15 protein-coding genes are annotated in these 19555 nt (G+C 67.6%); 5 read left to right on the top strand and 10 right to left on the bottom strand.

All coding sequences use genetic code 11. The features are described from left to right. Nucleotides 1–7: 7 nt before the first annotated feature. The 3 genes from rpmA to QU663_RS06550 all read right to left on the bottom strand — a co-directional run bounded on the left by rpmA (nucleotide 8) and on the right by QU663_RS06550 (nucleotide 3527). Nucleotides 8–265 carry a 50S ribosomal protein L27 gene (rpmA, locus tag QU663_RS06540; RefSeq protein ID WP_003792637.1) on the bottom strand — a complete coding sequence of 86 codons (258 nt, stop codon included), beginning with the start codon at nucleotides 263–265 and terminating at the stop codon, nucleotides 8–10. A 34-nt stretch (nucleotides 266–299) separates the two neighbouring features. Continuing rightward, entirely contained in the window at nucleotides 300–620 is a 321-nt protein-coding gene (rplU, locus tag QU663_RS06545; protein ID WP_021610652.1) for a 50S ribosomal protein L21, read from the bottom strand. A 219-nt stretch (nucleotides 621–839) separates the two neighbouring features. Next, nucleotides 840–3527 carry an Rne/Rng family ribonuclease gene (locus tag QU663_RS06550; RefSeq protein WP_296491359.1) on the bottom strand — a complete coding sequence of 896 codons (2688 nt, stop codon included), beginning with the start codon at nucleotides 3525–3527 and terminating at the stop codon, nucleotides 840–842. Between the two features lie 414 nt (nucleotides 3528–3941). Here QU663_RS06550 and QU663_RS06555 point away from each other — a divergent pair, with 414 nt between their 5' ends. The 5 genes from QU663_RS06555 to QU663_RS06575 all read left to right on the top strand — a co-directional run bounded on the left by QU663_RS06555 (nucleotide 3942) and on the right by QU663_RS06575 (nucleotide 11813). Next, complete coding sequence (locus tag QU663_RS06555; protein WP_021611106.1) at nucleotides 3942–5489, top strand: cytochrome ubiquinol oxidase subunit I; 1548 nt, start codon at nucleotides 3942–3944, stop codon at nucleotides 5487–5489. Nucleotides 5490–5503: 14 nt separating this feature from the next. Further along, on the top strand, nucleotides 5504–6625 hold the full coding sequence (gene cydB, locus QU663_RS06560; RefSeq protein ID WP_021611107.1) for a cytochrome d ubiquinol oxidase subunit II: 1122 nt from the start codon (nucleotides 5504–5506) through the stop codon (nucleotides 6623–6625). 120 nt (nucleotides 6626–6745) lie between these two features. Continuing rightward, complete coding sequence (gene cydD, locus QU663_RS06565; protein ID WP_021611108.1) at nucleotides 6746–8419, top strand: thiol reductant ABC exporter subunit CydD; 1674 nt, start codon at nucleotides 6746–6748, stop codon at nucleotides 8417–8419. After that, entirely contained in the window at nucleotides 8416–10170 is a 1755-nt protein-coding gene (gene cydC / locus QU663_RS06570; protein ID WP_021611109.1) for a thiol reductant ABC exporter subunit CydC, read from the top strand. The genes cydD and cydC overlap by 4 nt, the downstream gene beginning before the upstream one ends. After that, nucleotides 10167–11813 carry a GAF domain-containing sensor histidine kinase gene (locus tag QU663_RS06575; RefSeq protein ID WP_021611110.1) on the top strand — a complete coding sequence of 549 codons (1647 nt, stop codon included), beginning with the start codon at nucleotides 10167–10169 and terminating at the stop codon, nucleotides 11811–11813. Before cydC ends, QU663_RS06575 begins: the two co-directional genes overlap by 4 nt. Before the next feature lie 103 nt (nucleotides 11814–11916). On the opposite strand, the gene QU663_RS06580 is transcribed toward QU663_RS06575, so the two are convergent. From QU663_RS06580 to rsmD, 7 genes are all read right to left on the bottom strand, one after another. After that, nucleotides 11917–15465 carry an alpha-L-fucosidase gene (locus tag QU663_RS06580; RefSeq protein WP_034480506.1) on the bottom strand — a complete coding sequence of 1183 codons (3549 nt, stop codon included), beginning with the start codon at nucleotides 15463–15465 and terminating at the stop codon, nucleotides 11917–11919. Between the two features lie 256 nt (nucleotides 15466–15721). After that, complete coding sequence (locus tag QU663_RS06585; RefSeq protein ID WP_021611112.1) at nucleotides 15722–16336, bottom strand: response regulator transcription factor; 615 nt, start codon at nucleotides 16334–16336, stop codon at nucleotides 15722–15724. Nucleotides 16337–16414: 78 nt separating this feature from the next. Next, nucleotides 16415–17137 carry a ribonuclease III gene (rnc, locus tag QU663_RS06590; RefSeq protein WP_009058416.1) on the bottom strand — a complete coding sequence of 241 codons (723 nt, stop codon included), beginning with the start codon at nucleotides 17135–17137 and terminating at the stop codon, nucleotides 16415–16417. Further along, entirely contained in the window at nucleotides 17137–17706 is a 570-nt protein-coding gene (locus QU663_RS06595) for a DUF177 domain-containing protein (RefSeq protein ID WP_021611113.1), read from the bottom strand. The genes rnc and QU663_RS06595 overlap by 1 nt, the downstream gene beginning before the upstream one ends. Continuing rightward, entirely contained in the window at nucleotides 17699–18409 is a 711-nt protein-coding gene (locus tag QU663_RS06600; RefSeq protein WP_034480509.1) for a hypothetical protein, read from the bottom strand. The genes QU663_RS06595 and QU663_RS06600 overlap by 8 nt, the downstream gene beginning before the upstream one ends. 30 nt (nucleotides 18410–18439) lie before the next feature. Beyond that, nucleotides 18440–18910, bottom strand: a complete 471-nt coding sequence (gene coaD, locus QU663_RS06605) for a pantetheine-phosphate adenylyltransferase (protein WP_021611115.1) — start codon at nucleotides 18908–18910, stop codon at nucleotides 18440–18442. Continuing rightward, nucleotides 18907–19548, bottom strand: coding sequence for a 16S rRNA (guanine(966)-N(2))-methyltransferase RsmD (gene rsmD / locus QU663_RS06610; protein ID WP_021611116.1), 642 nt, complete (start codon nucleotides 19546–19548; stop codon nucleotides 18907–18909). The genes coaD and rsmD overlap by 4 nt, the downstream gene beginning before the upstream one ends. Nucleotides 19549–19555: the final 7 nt, after the last annotated feature.

The following is a 19555-nucleotide window of genomic DNA, read 5'->3' on the forward strand; positions in this document are numbered from 1 at the left end:
CGCGGTCTCAGGCAGAGACCGGCGAAACGCTGACAACCTTGCGATCGCGCTTGCGGCCGAACTCGACCGCACCCGCGCGCAGGGCGAACAGGGTGTCATCCTTGCCGCGGCCGACGCCGTCGCCAGGATGGAAGTGGGTGCCGCGCTGACGAACGAGGATCTCACCAGCGTTAACCAGCTGGCCGCCGTAGCGCTTCACGCCGAGGCGCTGCGCGTTCGAGTCGCGGCCGTTACGGGAGGAACCAAGGCCCTTCTTATGTGCCATCAGGTGCTACTTTCTGCTCGTGGGTCCGTTGGATTCAGGCGATCTCGGTGATCTTGACGACCGACATCTTCTGACGGTGTCCCTGGCGCTTGCGGTAGCCCGACTTGTTCTTGTACTTAATGATGGAAATCTTGGGGCCCTTGGCCGAGTCAACAACCTCAGCCTTGACGGAAACCTTGTCCAGCTTGGCTGCGTCAACAGTGATGGCGTCGCCATCCACCAGCATCAGCGGCTGGAGCTCGATGCTCGAACCGATTTCCTCTGCCAGCTTGTCGACGACGACGACGTCACCGACGGACACCTTTTCCTGCCGGCCGCCAGCCTTGACGATCGCGTAGACCACGTTGGAGCTCATCTCTTCTCGTATTCGTAACCGGGATCCCGCCTCGAAACTGCCGAGGACTTGCGAAGTTCTCATGATCCCGTTGGCACTTGTTGCGCCGACGATCAAATTTAGCCGATTGGCACGCCCGAGTGCAACCCGGCGCGGCCGACGGCTCGTCGGAATAGCTGTGCGATTCCACACCCCGCGCGGAAGGGAGGGCCGAGGTGGCCCTCCCTCACCGCCTACACGTCACCCGGCGTCCACGATTCCCGTGGACACGGCGCGACGGCGACGCTTGACGCGCGGCTGGTCGGACGCCTCGGGCAGCTGGATGTCGGCCGTCGAGCGCGTCGGCGCCGCGGGCTCGCTCGTCTGGGTGCGTGCGGGCAGGTCGACGACGATCGGGGCCGGCGCAGCGTCGGGTTCGACGACGCCGGTGGAGGCCACCGCGCGACGCTTGCGAGCCTTGCGCGGGGCAGGCGGCTCGGGAGCCGCCGGGGCGGGCGCCTCGGGAGCCGTCTGCTCGGCGGCCTCCTTGCGCGACGGCGCGGCGGGTGCCTGAGCGGGCTCAGCGGACGAGGCCGTCGCGGCCTTCCGGGACGCGCGCCTGCGAGTAGCGGGCGCCTTCTCCCGCTGTTCGGGCAGCTGGATCTCGGAGGCATCCTTGATGGGCGCCCCAGGCTGCTCAGCATGGGCGACCGGCTCGGGCAGGTCGATGTGGACCGGAAGCTCGGGCATCGGCGCGCTCTCCGCGACACGGCGGCGGCGACGGGGGCGCTTGGTCGCACCATCGTCCGCTGCTGCCGTCTCGGAAGCCGAAGGAGCGGCGGGTGCCGACTCCGTGGGCGACTCCTCGGCGGGGGCAGCCTCGGCGGAGTCGGCGCTCGCGCCACGCGCCTTACGCTTCTTGGTGGGCGCGCCTTCCTGCTCGCCCGAGGCCTCGTCCTCCTTGCGCGAAGAAGCGGCGGCGATCGCGCTCAGGGCTTCCTTCGCGCGCTCGTGATCCACGTTGTCCTCGACGCGGCGCGCCTCAGCCTTCTTCTGCTGCTTCTTCGAGCCCTTGCCCATCTTCGAGGAGCTGTCGCCACCGGATGTTTCGACGGGATGGTGATGCACGATGAACCCTCGGCCCTCGCACGCCTCGCAGGGGGTGGAGAAGGCTTCGACCAGGCCCTCACCCACGCGCTTGCGCGTCATCTGCACGAGGCCCAGCGAGGTGATCTCGGTGACCTGGTGGCGCGTGCGGTCACGACCCAAGCACTCCACCAGGCGACGCAGCACGAGGTCGCGGTTCGACTCGAGCACCATGTCGACGAAGTCGATGATGACAATGCCGCCGATGTCACGCAGGCGCAGCTGGCGCACGATCTCTTCGGCCGCCTCCAAGTTATTGCGGGTGACCGTCTCCTCGAGCGTGCCGCCGGCGCCGATGAACTTGCCGGTGTTGACGTCGATGACGGTCATCGCCTCGGTGCGGTCGATGATGAGGGTGCCGCCCGAAGGCAGCCAGACCTTGCGATCCATGCCCTTGGCGAGCTGCTCGTCGATGCGATGCGCATGGAAGACATCCTCCGTACCCACCCACTGCTCGACGCGATCAGAGAGCTCGGGGCTGAGCTCATCCACGTACTCCTTGACGGTCGCGTAGGTGTCGCGTCCCTCGATGACGAGCTTCGTGAAGTCCTCGTTGAAGATGTCGCGCACGACGCGCACCGCGAGCTCAGGCTCGCCGCGCAGGAGCGTCGGAGCGCTCTTCGTCGAGGTGCGCTTCTTCTCGATGTCCTCCCACTGGCGCGTCAGACGAGCGACGTCGTCGCGGATCTGTTCCTCCGAAGCGCCCTCGGCGGCCGTGCGCACGATGACGCCGGAACCGGAAGGCACGACAGCCTTGAGGATCTTCTTCAGGCGGGCACGCTCCTTGTCCGGCAGCTTGCGGGAGATGCCCATCATGGAGCCGCCGGGGATCAGGACCAGGTAGCGGCCGGCCAGGGTGATCTGCGAGGTCAGGCGCGCGCCCTTATGACCGATCGGATCCTTCGTCACCTGGACGAGGACCGGGTCACCGGACTTGAGAGCGGACTCGATGCGGCGGGGCTTGCCCTCCATACCGACGGCATCCCAGTTGACCTCGCCAGCGTAGAGCACGGCGTTGCGGCCGCGACCCACGTCAACGAACGCGGCCTCCATGGAGGGCAGGACGTTTTGTACACGGCCCAGATAGATGTTGCCGACCATCGAGGACTGCGTGCGGCGCGCGACGTAGTGCTCGACGAGCAGGCCGTCCTCAAGGATCGCGATCTGGTCGAGGCCATCCTGGTCGCGGATGACCATCGTGCGTTCGACGGACTCGCGGCGCGCCAGGAACTCGGACTCGGAGATTGAGTGGCGGCGCCGTCCCTCGCGACGCCCCTCGCGGCGACGCATCTTCTTCGCTTCGAGTCGTGTCGACCCCTTCAGGGCCTGCACCTGATCCGCAGGATCGGTGCTCTCCTCGGCAGACGAGCTGGAGGAGCGGGCGCGGCGACGGCGGCGACGACGGCTCGAGGAGTCCTCCTCGTCCGAGACCTCCGCCTCGCCGGAGTTGTTCTCTGCCTTGTCGGCACTTTCCTCGGCGGGGGCCGAGGCCTCGTCGGCCTTCTTCGAGCGGCGGCGACGGCGCGGCTTCGACTCCGCGGGCGCCTCGTCGGTTTCGGCGGCGGGAGCACTGTCCTCGGGCGCGGCGTCGTCGGCTTTCTTCGAGCGGCGGCGACGCTTGGGGGCAGCCTCTTCCTGGGGGGCGTTCGATTCCGCATCGGCGGAGGCGCGCCGACGCTTGGGCTTCGCCTCAGGTTCGTCGACGACGACCGGCGCAGCCACGTCGGGTGCAGCCTGGAAGACGGGAGCCTGGAACAGCAGCGACGCGGCGGGGGCCACGGGCGTGTGTGATTCGGTTGTCACGATTCTCCAATTAATGGGCGCGCGCCCCATGCCCGGACGCGCCCGTTTTCATCGCCCGCGAGGGGCGGAAACCTAGTGGAGCGCAGTTGCGCAGCTGCCGGCGGCAAGTCACAGAGGTTCGCTCGGCTCTCATCGCGGGGGCATGCCCGCGACATCCATTCACCCCTTATTGTCGCACATCGCCAACCTGCATCAACCGAAGGGTGACCCGTTCAACGTCACACTCACACAATCTCAGGGAAAAAGCCGTTCAAAATAATCAGACACATATGTCACAAAACTGTCACGCATCGCGTCTTCCAGGCGCTTCGCTGCTGTCTTTTGAGCTACATTTAAATCAGCCCGTGACATAGGTCCTAGCACTCTTGTTGCGGGGCACTTCGATCCCCCATCCCCACACGGGAAGGTCCCATCATGACCCTCGCGCAAACAGCGCTCGACGCGGTCACCGTCGGACGATGGCAGTTCGGTGTTACCACCGTCTACCACTTCGTCCTCGTACCGCTGACGATCGGCCTGTCCCTGCTGGTCGCCATCATGCAAACCGCGTGGCACCGCACCGGCAAGGAATACTGGCTGCAAGCAACCCGTTTCTTCGGCAAGCTCCTCCTCATCAACTTCGCTCTCGGCGTCGCCACCGGCATCGTGCAGGAGTTCCAGTTCGGCATGAACTGGTCCGAGTACTCCCGCTTCGTCGGCGACATCTTTGGCGCCCCTCTGGCTGTCGAGGCCCTCCTGGCCTTCTTCCTCGAATCCACCTTCCTCGGACTGTGGATCTTCGGCTGGGGCCGCCTCTCCAAGGGCATCCACCTGGCGACCATCTGGTGCGTCGCCCTGGGCACCATGTTCTCCGCGGCCTGGATTCTTGCGGCCAACGCGTGGATGCAGCACCCCGTGGGCGCCCGCTTCAACCCCGAAACCGGCCGCGCCGAGCTCGACGGCGCCGGCGGCTTCCTCAAGCTCATCACCTCGGGCGTCTACCTGTCCGAGTACTCCCACGTCATCACCTCCGCGTGGCTGGTTGCCGGTTCCTTCGTGGCCGGAATCGCGATCTGGTGGATGGTGCGCGCTTCCCGTGAGGGCAGCGACGAGGCCGTGGCACAGGCACGCGACGTGTGGCGTCCCATCGCCCGCTTCGGTCTGATCGTCGTCCTCATCGGCGGCCTCGGCACCGTCGCCTCCGGCCACATCCAGGGCCAGGAGATGGTCGAGGCCCAGCCCATGAAGATGGCCGCAGCAGAAGGCATCTGCATGGACACCGACGGCGCCGCATTTACCGTCGCCCAGTTCGGGTCCTGCCCCCTCGGTGAGGACGGCACGCAGCCGACCCAGTTCATCAAGGTCCCGGGTGTCGCCTCCTTCATGTCCCACAACTCCTTCTCCGCAACCTCCGAGGGCGTCGCCGACGTCCAGGAGCGCATGGTGGAGCTGCTCAACTCCGACCCGAATTTCACCGCCAAGTACGGCGATGCTTCGCAGTATGACTTCCGTCCGCCGCAGATGGTGACCTTCTGGTCCTTCCGCTTCATGATCGGCCTGGGCATGGTGGCCTTCCTGCTGGCGGCGTGGGGCCTGTGGGCCACCCGCGGTGGTCGGGCCTCGTCCAACCAGTGGCTGAGCCGCCTCGCGCTCCTCAACCTGCCGCTGCCCTTCCTGGCGGCCTCCTTCGGCTGGATCTTCACCGAGATGGGTCGCCAGCCGTGGGTCGTCGTCCCGAACCTGCAGGCGCTGTCCGCAGGCTCCGACCTGGGTTCCGTCAACATGATGACCGACATGGGTATCTCCCCCAACGTTCCCGCTGGCCAGATGCTCACCTCGCTCATCCTGTTCACCCTGCTGTACGGCGTCCTCGGCGTCATGTGGTACATCCTCATGAAGCGCTACGCCGTCGAGGGCATCCACTCGTCGAAGGCCGACAAGGCTGAGGACGAGACACCGACCGACCTGTCCTTCGGATACTGAGAGGAACACCGATCATGACTCTGTCTATCCTGTGGTTCGTTCTCATCGCCGTTCTGTGGACGGTCTACCTGATCCTCGAGGGCTTCGACTTCGGCGTCGGCATGCTCCTCCCCTTCGTCGCCAAGGGCGACCGTGAGCGCACCCAGACCGTGCGCACGATCGGCCCCCACTGGGACGGCAACGAGGTGTGGCTGCTCACCGCCGGAGGCGCGACTTTCGCCGCGTTCCCCGAGTGGTACGCGACCATGTTCTCGGGCATGTATCTCGCCCTGTTCCTGATCCTCGTCTGCCTGATCGTGCGCGTCATGGCGCTCGAGTGGCGCTCCAAGGTCGCCACCGAGAAGTGGCGTCACGCCTGGGACTGGGCGCACACGATCAGCGCGTGGCTCGTCCCGATCCTGCTGGGCGTCGCTTTCGCGAACTTCGTCCAGGGTATGCGCATTGAGGTCGTTGACGTGGCCACCGGCACCGTTATCGACCCGACGCTGGTCAACCAGTCGCTGGCAACCGCGACGCACCAGCTGACTGGCGGTTTCTTCTCGCTGCTCACGCCCTACACCATCCTGGGTGGTCTGGCCGTTATGGCCGTGTGCCTGGCGCACGGCGCGCAGTTCCTGGCGCTGAAGACGACGGGCGAGGTCCGCGACCGCGCCAACGCGATTGCCGCACCCGCGACGATCGCCGCGACCGTCCTGGCCGCCGCGTGGCTGATGTGGGGCCAGTTCGCCTACACGACGAACGTTCTGGCATGGATCCCGCTCGTCGTCGCCGCCCTGGCGATCATCGCCTCGACCGCCCTGTCGCAGGCGTCGCTGCGCCGCGAGGGCTTGTCCTTCGTGGCTTCCTCCGTGGCGATCGCCGCCACGGTGGCTTGGGTGTTCGCGTCGATGGCTCCCGCCGTCCAGAAGTCCTCGATCAACCCGGCATATTCGCTGACGATTGATCAGGCCTCCTCTTCGGACGCGACGCTGACCGTCATGACGATCGTGACCGTCTGCCTCCTGCCCATCGTTCTGGCCTACATCGCCTGGTCCTACTGGACTTTCCGTGGCCGCGTGGGCACTGAGGACGTGACCACCCGGACGGGTCTGCTCATGAAGAAGATCCGCCTGGGCGAGAACTTCCTCGCCGGCTGATTCTCTGCCGAGCTGCGCCCGGTTCCCCCCTCGGGGAGCCGGGCGCAGTCGTATTCCCACCGGGGACGAGGCCGGGGACCTTCGACCCATGACGTGCACTTTTGGGGCACAATAGTATCCGTGCGTCCCTTTGATCCTCGCTTACTGCGCTACGCCCGTTCGGCTCGCGGTCCCATCGCGCTGACGGCGCTCCTGGGTACGATCACGGCCCTGCTGGTGCTGGCCCAGGCTCTGCTGATTTCCGCCGCCCTCTCCCCCGTCGTGTCGGGGACGGCGTCACTGGGCGACGTGGCGAGTGTTATCGCCGGCATCGGGGCGGTGTTCGCGTGCCGCGCCCTGGTTGTCGCCGGGCGCGAGGCGATCGCCGCGCGCGCCGCCACCAGGGCCGTTACCGAGCTACGCAGGCGGGTGATCGACGCCTCCATCGCCCTCGGTCCGCGGTGGAGGGCAACCAACGGCGCCCAGACGGCGACGCTCCTGGCCACGGGACTGGAGGACTTGCGCCCCTACTTCGTTTCCTTCCTCCCTCAGCTGGTGCTCGTGTGCACGGTGACGCCCGCGGCCCTGGGGGTCATTCTCCTCCTGGACTTCTGGTCGGCACTCATCGCCCTCCTCGTCGTCCCGCTCATCCCCATCTTCATGATCCTCATCGGCCGCTTCACTCAGGCCGCCTCCGAGGACAAGCTGGAGTCCATGAAACGTCTGACCGCCCAGCTTCTGGACCTCATGTCGGGCCTGCCCACCCTGCGGGCTCTGGGCCGGGAGAAGGGCCCCCGCGCTCACCTGCGCAAGCTCGGGGAGGCCAACACGAAGGCCACGATGGCGACCCTGCGCGTCGCCTTCCTGTCGGGCGGCGTCCTGGAGTTTCTGACGACCCTGTCGGTCGCGCTCGTCGCCGTCGAGGTCGGTATGCGCCTGGTTTTCGGCGATATCTCTCTCTTCCACGGTCTGGCCGTCATCATGCTGGCCCCCGAGGTCTTCGAGCCTCTGCGCCAGGTCGGCGCCCAGTTCCACGCGTCGGCCAACGGCGTGACCGCCTCGCGCGCCGCCTTCGACATCATCGAGCAGGCGCAGGACGTAGCCGCCCCCGGCACGTCCCCTAGCCCCGACATGTCCACGACGGCGATCGTCCTGGACGGCGTCGGCGTGCGCGCACGGGGAGCCTGGGGCCCTGCCCCCACCGACGGGGTCATCCGGCCCGGCACGATCACGGCCCTCGCGGGCCCCTCCGGCGCGGGCAAGTCCACGCTCGTCGCCTGCCTGCTCGCCGACGTGGCGCCCGACGCCGGGCGCATCGTCCTGAGGCCCCAGGCCTCGAACCCGCGCGGCGACGACCTGGCCCTCACCGACGTCGACCCCGTGTCCTGGCGCTCCGGCCTCTCCTGGGTCCCCCAGTCCCCCACCCTGATCCCGGGTTCGATCCTGGACAACATGGCAGGTCTGCCGCTGGCCGACCTGGAGGAGGCCGCGCGCGCCACCGGCTTCGACGCCGTCCTGGCCACCGCACCCCACGGGTGGGACAGCACGATCGGCTCCGGCGGGGTCGGATTGTCCGTCGGCCAGCGCCAACGCCTGGCGCTCACGCGCGCGCTCGCCGCGCGCTCCCGCGTCGTCATCCTGGACGAGCCGACCGCGCACCTCGACGCCGTCAGCGAGGAGACAGTCGTGCGAGCTATCACCACGATGCGCGAGGAGGGCCGCACGGTCATCGTCATCGCCCACCGCGCCGCCATTATCGGCGTGGCCGACACGATCATCGACGTTGCGTCCGAAGATGAGGAGGCACTGGCATGAGACTCTTCCTGACCCGCTCGGAATCCGCAGCGCTACGCCGGTGCATCTCCATGCTCCAGGTGTCGCGATCGGGCTTTGCCCTCTCGCTACTCCTGGGCGTGGGCGCGCTCGGCTCGGCGATCGCGCTGGGAGGCACCGCGGCGTGGCTCATCGCCCGTGCCTCCCAGCAGCCGCCGGTCCTCTACCTGACCGTCGCGGCCACCTCCGTCCGGCTCTTCGGCGTCTCGCGCGCACTCGCGCGCTACCTGGCGCGCCTGGCCTCCCACCGGGTTGCCCTCGAAGGGATGGACGCGCTGCGCGGCAACCTCTACGACCGCCTGTGCCTCCAGCCCGCCGCCTCGCTGTCGAGTCTGCGACGCGGCGACCTCATGACGCGCGCCGGGGCGGACGTGGACGAGGTCGGCAACGTCGTCGTCAAGACGCTCCTGCCCGCCCTCATCGCCCTCGTCGTCGGCGTGGGCACGGTCGGGGCCGTCTCGTTCATTTCCCCCGCGGCCGGCCTGATCCTTGCCGTGTCCCTCGTCGTCTCGGGCGTCCTCGCTCCCGCGCTCATCGCCCGCTCGGTACGCTTGGCCGAAACCCAGGGGTCGGCCGCACGCGCCGACATCGCGGCCACGAGCCTCGCGGTTCTGGAGGGCGCCACCGAGCTCTCCCTGTCGGGAACGCTCCCTCAGGCACGCGCTTCCCTCCAGCGCGCCGAAGAGGAGCTTGCCGGCGCGATCGGGCGCTCCGCGCAGCTGTCGGCCCTCGCGCGCGGACTCGACGTGGTCGCCATGGGCGCAGCCGTCATCGGCGCGCTCCTCATCGGCATCCCACAGACTACTTCCGGGGCCCTGGCGCAGGTGCTCCTGGCCGTCATCGTTTTGATCCCCCTGTCCTCCTTCGAGGGGGCCGCCGAGCTCGCTCCGGCCGCCGCCCAACTGGTGCGCAGCGCACAGGCAGCGACGCGCATCTGCGCGCTCATCAGCGAGGAAACCCCCGAGGCTACGCACAAAATCCCCGGCGGAGAGCCCGTCATCGAGGCGCGCGACCTGTCGATCGGCTGGCCGGAAGGCCCGACCCTGGCCACCGGCATCTCGCTCACGCTGCGCCCCGGCTCCTCCCTCGCCATCGTGGGCGCCTCCGGCATCGGCAAGACCACCCTGCTCGCAACGCTCACCGGCATCATCCCGCCCAAGGAGGGCCAGGCCCTCATCAACGGCGTCCCCGCGTGGGGCGCGGATCGCGACCAGGTCACGTCCCTCATCACGATGACCGCCGAAGACGCCCACGTCTTCGCGACCTCCATCTTCGAAAACCTGCGCGTCGCCCGAGCCTCCCTCACGAGGGACGAGGCCGGGCAGCTCCTCGCGCGAGCCGGCCTCCAGGAATGGGTCTCCTCCCTGCCAGACGGCATCGACACGCTCGTCGGATCGGGTGGCACCACCGTGTCCGGCGGCGAACGTCGCCGCCTCCTCATGGCCCGCGCCCTGGCCGCCCCCGCCCCCATCATGACGATCGACGAGGCCTCCGAGCACCTTGACGCGACCACCGCCGACAGGCTCATGGACACCCTCCTGACCCCCTCACCGACGCGCGCTACCCTGGTCGTCACGCACAGGCTCAGCGCCCTCGACAAGGCCGACCACGTCCTCGTACTCGCCGCCCCCCACCCCGGAGCCATTGCAGGCGTCGCCGCGTACGGCACCCACAAGGACGTTCTCGACGCCCTCCCCACCTACCGCCAGGCCCTCGATCAGGAGGAACAATGAGCCCCGATCACACGGACTTCAGGCTGCTCAAGGCGGCCATCGACCTCACCAGCTCGCTCGATCTGAAAAATGGGCTGCAGAACTTCGTCAATCAAGCGTGCGCCCTCACCTCCTCCCCGCACGCCACGATGTGCGTGCTCGATACCTGGGGTGCGACAACCCTGCGGCTCGAGCACCACGACTCCTACCCCGCCCCGCCCGTTCCCGACTCGCTACCGACGGCGATCCCCGTCACCACGCCGCTCCTCGTCAACTCCCCGCAGGACGCGCCCGACATCGACCTGCCCGCCTCCACCCCACCCTTCCTCGGGGTTTCCGTCCTCGTCCACGAGCAGGTCTACGGGCGCCTCTACCTCATGGGAAAGCCCGGAGGCTACACGGATGAGGACGCGGCCGTGGTCGCGGCCCTGGCCCCCGCCGCCGGCATCGCCGTCGAAAACGCGAACCTCTACGCGGACTCCAAGCGCACCGCACGGTGGATCAGCGCCTCACAGTCGCTGACCACGACGATGCTGGAGGGCACGGACGAGGAAGAGGCCCTCGAGCTCATCGCGAAGACGGTGCGCGAGGTCTCCCACGCCGACACCGCGATCATCGTCTTGCAGTCCGTGGGCGACACGTGGGCTGCCGAAATCACCGACGGCAAAAACGCCTCCACCCTGCTCGGCCTGACCTTCCCGCCCGAGGGACGCGCCATGAGCGTCCTGCACGAGGGAACCGGCATGATCGTCGACTCCATGTCGCGCGCCCAGACGATGCGCGTTCCCCAGCTGGCGGCCTTCGGCTCCGCGCTCTACGCTCCCCTGCGTTCCCGCGGCGTCTCCTCCGGCGTCCTCATCCTCCTGCGTCAGATCGGCGCCCCCGAGTTCGACGCCTCCGAGCTCTCACTCGCCGAATCGCTTGCCTCGCAGGCGACGCTCGCCCTCGAGCTCGCCTCCGCCCGCCACGCCCAAGACGTCGCCGCGCTCCTCGACGAGCGCGACCGCATCGGCCGCGACCTCCACGACTTCGCCATCCAGCAGCTCTTCGCGACCGGCATGGCCCTGGACGCCGCCAAGCAGAAAGTTGCACAGGGGCAGGCCGACCCTGCATCCATCGAGTCCCTCATCGACTCCTCCCTCGCGTCCATCGACGAGGCCGTCCGACAGATCCGCACGATCGTCCACAACCTGCGCGAGCGCGACAAGGCCGTCGGCCTCGTCGAGCGCATCCGACGCGAGTCCTCCCTGACGCGCTCAGCCCTGGGTTTCGCGCCCTCCCTCGTCATCACCCTGGACGGGAGCGCGATCAATTCCGACCTGGACAACGAGCTGGTGGTCATCGACGAATTCGACGGGCGCGTCGACCCCGATCTCTCCGACGACGTCGTCGCCATCGTGCGCGAGGGCCTGTCGAACATCGCCCGTCACGCCCACGCGACGGCAGCCACCGTCACCGTCGACGTTTCCGGGCGAGGAAAATCCGGTCGCGTGCGCATCGTCATCAACGACGACGGCCGCGGCATCGACCCCTCCCGCACCCGCAACTCCGGCCTGGCGAACATGGCTGAGCGCGCGCGACGCCACCACGGCAGCTTCGACGCGGACACGGGAGAGGGCGGAGTGGGCACGCAGATCCGGTGGATCGCTCCGCTCGAAGACTAGCGCAGCGCAAGCATCCACAAGACGGTAGGGGTGGAGCTCCCATCGGAACTCCACCCCCACCGCATGGGCACAGAGCCGTGACCTGGCGGCTCTCAGCTCGGCCTCAGCCCAGCCACCGACCGGAGGAGTCGAAGCTGTACCAGCGCCAACCGATCCAGTGGCCGCCCGTGTACATGTCTCCTCCGGAACCGAAGTAGTACCAGGTCGAACCCACCTGAAGCCAGCCGGTATGCATAGCGCCCGAGGCGTCAAAGTAGTACCAGCTGCTACCGCTCAGCTTCCAGCCGATGACCATCGCACCGTTGTCGCCCAGCATGTACCAGCGTCCATCCAGCTGGAGCCAGCCGGTGTGCATGGAGCCCGACGGATTCAGGTAGTACCAGTCGCCGCTGGAAGAGACCCAGCCTGTCGACATGGCGCCGCCGGACGAGAACATGAACCACGCGCCGTCAATCATCGTCCAGCCCGTCGCCATGACTCCCGTGTCAGGCGCCAGGTAGTACCAGGTGCCGCCCTGATTCATCCAGCCGCTGACCTGTGCGCCCGCGGCGTTGTGGTAGTGCCAGGCGCCGTCCCAGTAGACCCAGCCCGTGAGCATGTAGCCGTTCTGATCGAAACGGTAGACGTGACCGCCCAGAGTGAGCGTCTCGTTCTTGGCGTAGTCGCCGCCGGTGATCTTCCACCACCAGCCGACCCCGTCGTTCACCCACATGCCGACCGTGTGATCGGGAGCGGGCGTGGGATCGGGCGTGGGGGTCGGGTCCGGAGTAGGCTCGGGGCTCGGCTCCGGGCTGGGCTCGGGTTCGGGGGCAGGTTCCTCAGCCAGAGCCAGGGTCACGAGACCCGATTCAGCGACCCCGGCCTCGTTCATGGCCATGACGCGGATGACCGAGCCGTTGCTCTCCCCATCGATGGTGAGGGTCAGCTCGGGGCCGTTCTCGTCTTCCACAATGGACCAGGAATCGGAGCCCTCGCGCTTGATCTGCCAGAAGAGGGTCGGGGCCGGCTTGCCGCTCGCCTCTGCCTTGATCGTGACCTGCGTGCCCTCCTTGCCCGTCACGGTGCGGAAAGCACCGTCACCGGAGATCTGAGCATCCTCCGCTGGGTTGGCGGTCACGGTCAGCGGCTTGATAACCGGGGGCTCCTGGTCATCCGGCTCCGGCGTCGGCGTGGCAGCCGCGAAGGCCTCGACCTCCGCGAGCGCGAACTCGCCAAACTCGGTGGGCTGGATGACTCGAATGAAGCGCGCGTCGAAACCCTCGAAGTTGACCGCGCTCGGGCGGGCGCCGACCCCGTCGACCTTGATCATGTGGACGCCGTCGACCACGCCGGCCGTGGCGGGGTTAAAGGAAGCGTCGAGACGTGTCGTTGAGGCGACGACCCAGAAGTCGTGCAGGCGCTGGTCGCAGGGGATTCCCTGGCAGTTGTCGGATGCGGAGCGGTTCCAGACGTTGACGACGCCGAGGGGGTGGCTCTCGCCGAGGTCGACCTCCCACCAGGGGTTGGCCTGCTTGCCGGTGTGGGCGACCGAGCCGTTGTCCCACACGCCGTCCGTGTTGCCGTCGACGGCGCGTGAGGCGGTGCCGCCCCAGCCGGTCGAGGACATGGTGGCCGTCTTGTTGAGGGCGAGGTTGTCGCTGCCCTTGGTGACGGTGAGGGTGGCGCGCTGGGAGGTGGTGGAGCCGTTGGCGTTCGTGGCGACGGCGTAGAACTGCGCGCCGTCATCCTCAAGCGTCGTTGTCAGGGTGTACGTGGGGCTCGTGGCATTCGGAATCGCCGTTCCATCGGTTGCTCCCTTGGGGACGCGGTACCACTGGATGGTGGCGGCCGGGCGGCCCGAGGCGACGACGGTGAAGGTGGCGCTCTCCCCTGCCTTCACGGAGACCGAGGAGGGGTCCGTGGCGATGACGGGCGGTTGGGTGGCCGCGTTTTCGCCGTAGACGTGCACGGTCGCGCTCACGGAGCGCAGGCCGATCGGGTTGGCGTAGTAGGAGGGGTGAGCCAGCTCGAGGCGCAGGGGCGTCACCGTGCCGGGCTCGAGGGTGAGGCCCTCGCCGACTTCCCCGGCCTCGATCTGCGCACCGGTGACCTCGATGGAGGTGGTCCCGAGGGTGATCTTGTAGGTCGTGGAGGCATCGAAGTTGCCCGAGAAGGTCAGGGTGAGGTCGGTGATGGCCTTGTCCGTCTTGTTCACGAGGTAGGCGTCGTAGGCCTGTGCGCCGGAGTAACGCAGTGCGGAGGCGCGTCCGAAGAAGTGCTCCGAGGAGATGGTCGCGCCGTCGACGGCGGTGACCGTCTGCGTGGGCACGTAGGTGGGGGCGGCGTCGAAGGTGACCTTGACGACGGGGCGCAGGTTGGGCTCGGGGTTCTCGCCCGACATGGTCACCGTGAGCGTCGTGCCATCCTGAGTGAAGTCGAGGGAACGGTCGGTGCCGTCCACGCTCACGGCGGTGACGTGGCCGCCGACGCTGGGAAGCGTCAGGGTCTGACCGGTGCTCCACTGCTCGGGGAAGAAGTAGAGGTCGTTGCCCTTGGTCATGATCTTGCCCCAGGAGGGTGCGGGGAACCACGTCGGGCGTGCTCCTGTGATGGCGTCGGGGTGGCGTGCCATCCACTGGCCGACCTCGGTGACGACGCCGGAGTCGAATGCGTCGATCGTCCCGTCACCCTTGGGGCCGATGTTGTAGGCGAACTGGCCGCCCGAGGCGACCGTGCCGATGAGGTTGTTGACGAGTTCGCGTTCCTTGTAGTTCTTGGCGCTCTCGTCGCGGTTCGCCCACGAGCAGTATCCCCAGCAGGCCGGGTAGATCGAGCGGATCGATTCCCAGGGGCCCATGTGGAAGTCGGTTGTCACCGAGTTGTCGCCGCCGACTTCAAAGTCACCGGCCTTGTTCCACACGCGCGAGTTGACCATGGTGTCGGGCTGGAGCTCGTGGACCCACTGGGCCATGCGCTGGGATTGCTCGGCGGTAGGGCCGCCCATATCGAACCAGAGCTCGGCGATAGGACCGTAGTTGGTGAGGAGCTCGGTGAGCTGGGGCTTGATGGTGCCCGTCATGAGTTCCTCGTCGATGGGGTTGACGTTCCCGTAGGGCTCGGGGGTCTGCTTCGTCCAGTCGATGATCGAGAAGTAGAAGGCGAGCTTGACGCCGAGCTTGTTGCACTCGGTGGACAGCTCCTTCATCGGGTCTTTGCCGTAGTTGGACTGCTTGACGATGTTGTAGTCGGTCGTCTTCGTGTCCCACATGGCGAAGCCGTCGTGGTGCTTGGACGTGATCATCAGGTAGGTCATGCCCGAGTCGTGGACCGTCTTGCAGATGGCCGCGGCATCGAAGTTGGAGGCGAGGTCTTTGGCCTTGGCCAGGTAGTCGTCGGTGGGAATGTTTTCCCAGGCCTTGATCTGCTCGGGGTAGCCCATGCCCTGGCGGTGACCGTTGTAGTAGCCGCCGTAGACGGAGTAGACGCCGAAGTGCATGAACATGCCGTATTGGAGCTTCTGCCAGTTGGCGACTTTGGTGGTGTCGCTGAGGGGGACCGCTGCGGGGACGCCGGTGGGCGCGCTTGGCGCGTCGGCGAAGGTTGGTGCGCTCAGGGGTGCGAGCACTAGTGCCGCTGCGGCACCGCAACCGGCAAGCATTCGCTTGAGGTTCACGGGGTGTCCTTTCAGGGGGTGGCGGACTGCGTTGTCCGTCCTCATCGGTGAGGATGAGGCGAACGTTACCCCATGGGACTTATTCATGAACCAGTTTGATAGTAGCTTTCTTACAAATCAGGGACATCCCTGATTAGAGGGAAACTGGAACGGCCGTACTATTCGGTCACGCTGCTCCCCCTATACGAGGAAGCGGGCCGGTTACTCCGACCCGCTTCCTTCGTCGATTGTCACCCTCGGGGGACGAGGCAGTGGCTCAGTTACGCCACGCGGCAGCCCTTTGCCCGGCCACCCACGCGGCCACCTGCGTGCGACGCTGCAGGCCCATCTTGGACAGGAGGGAGGTGATGTGGTTCTTGACGGTCTTCTCCGCCACCCCGAGCTTTTCGCCGATCTCGCGGTTCGACAGGCCATCACCAATCAGGTCGAGGACTTTACGCTCCGACGGCGTCAGATCCGCTGTCGGATCCTCGTGGTCCACGCGCCGACGCGTCAGGGTGCGCTCGTCGAGCAGCACGCGTCCATCCGCGACCGCCTTGATGACGTCGGTGATCTCCGCCCCGCGCACGGTCTTGAGGATGTACGCGCGGGCACCGGCCTCGAGGGACTCAGCCAAGGCCTCGTCATCATCGAAAGAGGTCAGGACGACGGGCAGAATCTGCGGGTGGGAGGCGCGCAGGCTTGTCATGATGTCTATGCCGGTACCGTCGGGCAGCTGGAGGTCGACCAGGATGACGTCGGGGCGCACCAGGTCGGCTCGGCGCACGGCATCCGCGACGGAGCCGGCCTCAGCGACGACCTCGAGAGCCTCGTCGCGGTCAACAATTTCAGCAATACCTCGCCGAACGATCTCGTGATCGTCGACGATCATGACGCGCGTGCGCGCGGAAGTATTTTCACTCACGAGCTCATACTAACTGTTAGGAGGGCAAACGCCCTCGTGTACCTATTACTCCTCCGGGGAGAGCCGACTCATCGCGTCCTGAGCGGCCGCGTTCTCCGCGTGCTTCTTCGACGAGGCTTGGCCGGAGCCAACCGCGTCGGAACGCTCGGCGAGAAAAGCGCGGGCAGTAAAGACGCGCTGATGATCGGGTCCCTCCCCCTGCACCTCGTACGAGACCTCGCCCAGGCCCTCAGCCTGAGAGTACTCCACGAGGAGGGTCTTCCAGTCCTGGTGGTGGCCGCGCGAGGGGGCGTCGGCCAGCAGGAAACTCAGGCGTGCCAGGACGACCCGGCGCGCCTCCTCCAACCCGCTGGTCAAGTACGTGGCACCGATGAGGGCCTCGAACGTGTCGGACAGAATCGAGTCTTTCTCGCGTCCCCCGTGCATGGATTCGCCCTTGCCGAGGAACACAAAGTCACCCAGCCCGATGCGCCGTGCGGCCGCGGCCAGGGGCTGCTGAGAAACGGTCGCCGCGCGCATCCGCGACAGGTCGGACTCGGGCACGTCCGGATACTGCTCGTACAGCTTCTGGGCAATGATGATCGAGAGCACCGAGTCGCCCAAAAACTCCAGGCGCTCGTTGTTTGCGATACCGCCGGCCTCGTTCGCGTAGGAGCGGTGCACGAGCGCGAGCTGCAACAAAGGAGCGTCGATGCGCGTGCCCCACGCCTCCACGAGCGCGTCGGTGTCGGTGCGCGGAGGCACCGGCAGGTGCTTGGATTTGGCCATCAGGATCGCCCCGGCTCGGGGCTGCCGCCCAGGAGGGATGCCAGGGAGGCCAGGCGAGGGTCGATGACGACGTGCTCGTGGTCGGCGGGCAGGTCGACCCACTTCTCGCCGCACACGTCACACAGGCCCGCGCAGTCGGAGCTGCACAGGGGGCGCGGGTCGACGAGGGTGACGATGGCGTCGCGCAGCTGCGTTTCGATGTCGATCGTGTCGCGCTCGCCGATGACGAAGAGATCGTCGGCATCCTCGTCCTCGCCCTCGGAGAGCGTCAGGGCGGGGGCTCCGGGCTCGAAGTAGACCTCCGCGCTGGTGACGTCATGATGCTCACGCACCTCGTCCAGGCAGCGCACGCACTCACCCACCAGGTCGACGGAGGTCGCGACCTGCACGAGGACGCCGTCCTCGACACTGGTCAGGTCCACGGACACGTCCAGCGGCGTGCCGGGAACCACCGACATCGAGGGCGTCCCCAGGTCATCGGGGGCGATCCACGTGATGTCTTCGTGGAGCGTCGAACCCAGCGCGCGCGGCAGGCGCGCCAGGGACAGGGTCAGGGCCTTCTCACTCATGGGACAGGTCCACGTCCGTCACATCGACACCGCGCCGCTCGGCGATCGCGCGTCGACCGGCATCGGTGCGCCGCGACACGTCGGCGATCAGGCGGGCCAGCTCGTCGAGGGAGGAGGCGACGTAGTCGTCGGCGCCCTCACGCAGGGAGGTGGCTGAGCGCTTGGCCTCGGAGACGATCTCGCGGGCGCGGTCCTCGGCCATGCGCACGATGTTTTCGGTGGAGACGATGCGCGCGGCCTGGGCGTTCGCGTCGGCGATGGTGGCCTCGGCGTCGGCGCGCGCCTGCGAGACTAGTGCGGTGGCCTCCTCGTTCGCGCGCGAGCGGGTGCGCTCGGCTTCCTCCTCGGCGTCCGCGCGGATCTGCGCGGCGCGCTCGTTGGCCTGGGCGAGGGTAGAGGAGGCGCGCGAGTTCGCCTCGGCGATACGCGTCTCGGCCGCGGAGTCGGCGCGCCCCAGGACAGCGTCCGCGTCGGCGACGACGGCGTCGGCGGCGACCAGGTCCTCGGGCAGCGCTTCGCGAGCCTGGTCAAGCAGGTCGAGAATCTCGGCCTTGTTGACCATGATCGAGGCGGACAGGGGCACTGCGCGGGAGGACTCGACAAGGTCTTCGATCTGGTCGAGGGCGGCGATCACGGTGGAGGGACCATAAACGGTCTCCTCGTTCCACTCGTCCTGATTCTTGTCTGCGGGCGTGTCGGCCATGAGTCCCTCCTGCGTTCCACCGGGCATGATTCAGTTTCTATTGTCCGTCAGATAGCGCGCGAGCGCCGGTGGGACATACCGGGAAATGTCTTTTTTGAGGCTCAGAAGTTCACGCACCGCACTGGAGGAGACATGTCCGAGGCCGGGGCGGGCGGGAATCCACCACGTGTCCACCCCTCCGACCTCCAGGTTGAGGGCAGCCTGGGGGCCCTCGAAGTCCGCGTCCTGCGCGCCGCGCACCCCCTTGACAATGAGGTGTGCGCCCAGGCGGCGGGCCTCGTCCATGGTGGCGCCCGACAGCGCGACCACCTCCACGCGCTCCAGGTGCGCGGTCGCCTCCTCGATGAGCGCCACACGCCTCGCCGGCTCGATGAGCCCGCGCTTGGCGGGGTTGATGCCCACCCCGATGATGAGGAGGTCAGCGACCTCGGCGGCGCGTTGGGCGACGTCGAGGTGCCCGTTCGTGAAGGGGTCGAAGGACCCGGGGAACAGCGCAATCATTGGGCCATCTCCTCACGCACTGGCAAGGCTGCCGCGCGCTCGGCGGCGTCGCTGTCATCGCCGTTCTCCTCGTTCTTGGGCAGGGGTGGGCCGGCGAAGTAGGCGACCGTCTCCCCCCACGCGCGCGTGTCTTCGAGGACCAGGAAGGGCGGCCAGGTGGGGGCCGGTGCGCGGGTGGAGCGCTCGACGACGATCAGCGAGTCCGGACCGACCCACGGCGCGAGGGCGGACAGCACCGCCGTCATGTCCTCCTCGGCGATGTCGTAGGGAGGGTCGATGAAGACCAGGTCTACCTCCCCCGTGAGGGCCTCACCGCTGCGGGCACCCAGGTAGGCGCGCACGTCCGCCGTCACGACGCGGGCGGACAGACTCGTCGCGCGGACGTTAGCGGTAGCGACGCGCGCGGCCGCGGAGGCCTTCTCGACGAGGGTCGCTCGCGCGGCACCCCTGGACAGGGCTTCGAGGCCGAGGGCCCCCGTGCCGGCGAAAAGGTCGAGGACGGTGGCCCCCTCCAGGACGTTCATGTGATCCAGGCGGGAGAAGAGCGCCTCGCGGACTCGCTCGGAGGTGGGGCGCGTGCCGGACTTGGGCACGGCGAGTGTCCTGCCCTTGGCGCTGCCTGCGACGATTCTGGTCATGCCCCTA

The organism is Schaalia sp. HMT-172 (assembly GCF_030644365.1).
GTDB lineage: Bacteria > Actinomycetota > Actinomycetes > Actinomycetales > Actinomycetaceae > Pauljensenia.

Bases quoted from the DNA above. Each gene is read 5' to 3' on its own strand.
- coaD (WP_021611115.1), bottom strand. From the start codon at position 18,910: ATGATTGCGCTGTTCCCCGGGTCCTTCGACCCCTTCACGAACGGGCAC.
- QU663_RS06555 (WP_021611106.1), top strand. From the start codon at position 3,942: ATGACCCTCGCGCAAACAGCGCTCGACGCGGTCACCGTCGGACGATGG.
- rplU (WP_021610652.1), bottom strand. From the start codon at position 620: ATGAGCTCCAACGTGGTCTACGCGATCGTCAAGGCTGGCGGCCGGCAG.
- QU663_RS06595 (WP_021611113.1), bottom strand. From the start codon at position 17,706: ATGAGTGAGAAGGCCCTGACCCTGTCCCTGGCGCGCCTGCCGCGCGCG.
- QU663_RS06575 (WP_021611110.1), top strand. From the start codon at position 10,167: ATGAGCCCCGATCACACGGACTTCAGGCTGCTCAAGGCGGCCATCGAC.
- rpmA (WP_003792637.1), bottom strand. From the start codon at position 265: ATGGCACATAAGAAGGGCCTTGGTTCCTCCCGTAACGGCCGCGACTCG.
- QU663_RS06585 (WP_021611112.1), bottom strand. From the start codon at position 16,336: ATGATCGTCGACGATCACGAGATCGTTCGGCGAGGTATTGCTGAAATT.
- QU663_RS06600 (WP_034480509.1), bottom strand. From the start codon at position 18,409: ATGGCCGACACGCCCGCAGACAAGAATCAGGACGAGTGGAACGAGGAG.
- rnc (WP_009058416.1), bottom strand. From the start codon at position 17,137: ATGGCCAAATCCAAGCACCTGCCGGTGCCTCCGCGCACCGACACCGAC.
- cydB (WP_021611107.1), top strand. From the start codon at position 5,504: ATGACTCTGTCTATCCTGTGGTTCGTTCTCATCGCCGTTCTGTGGACG.
- cydC (WP_021611109.1), top strand. From the start codon at position 8,416: ATGAGACTCTTCCTGACCCGCTCGGAATCCGCAGCGCTACGCCGGTGC.
- rsmD (WP_021611116.1), bottom strand. From the start codon at position 19,548: ATGACCAGAATCGTCGCAGGCAGCGCCAAGGGCAGGACACTCGCCGTG.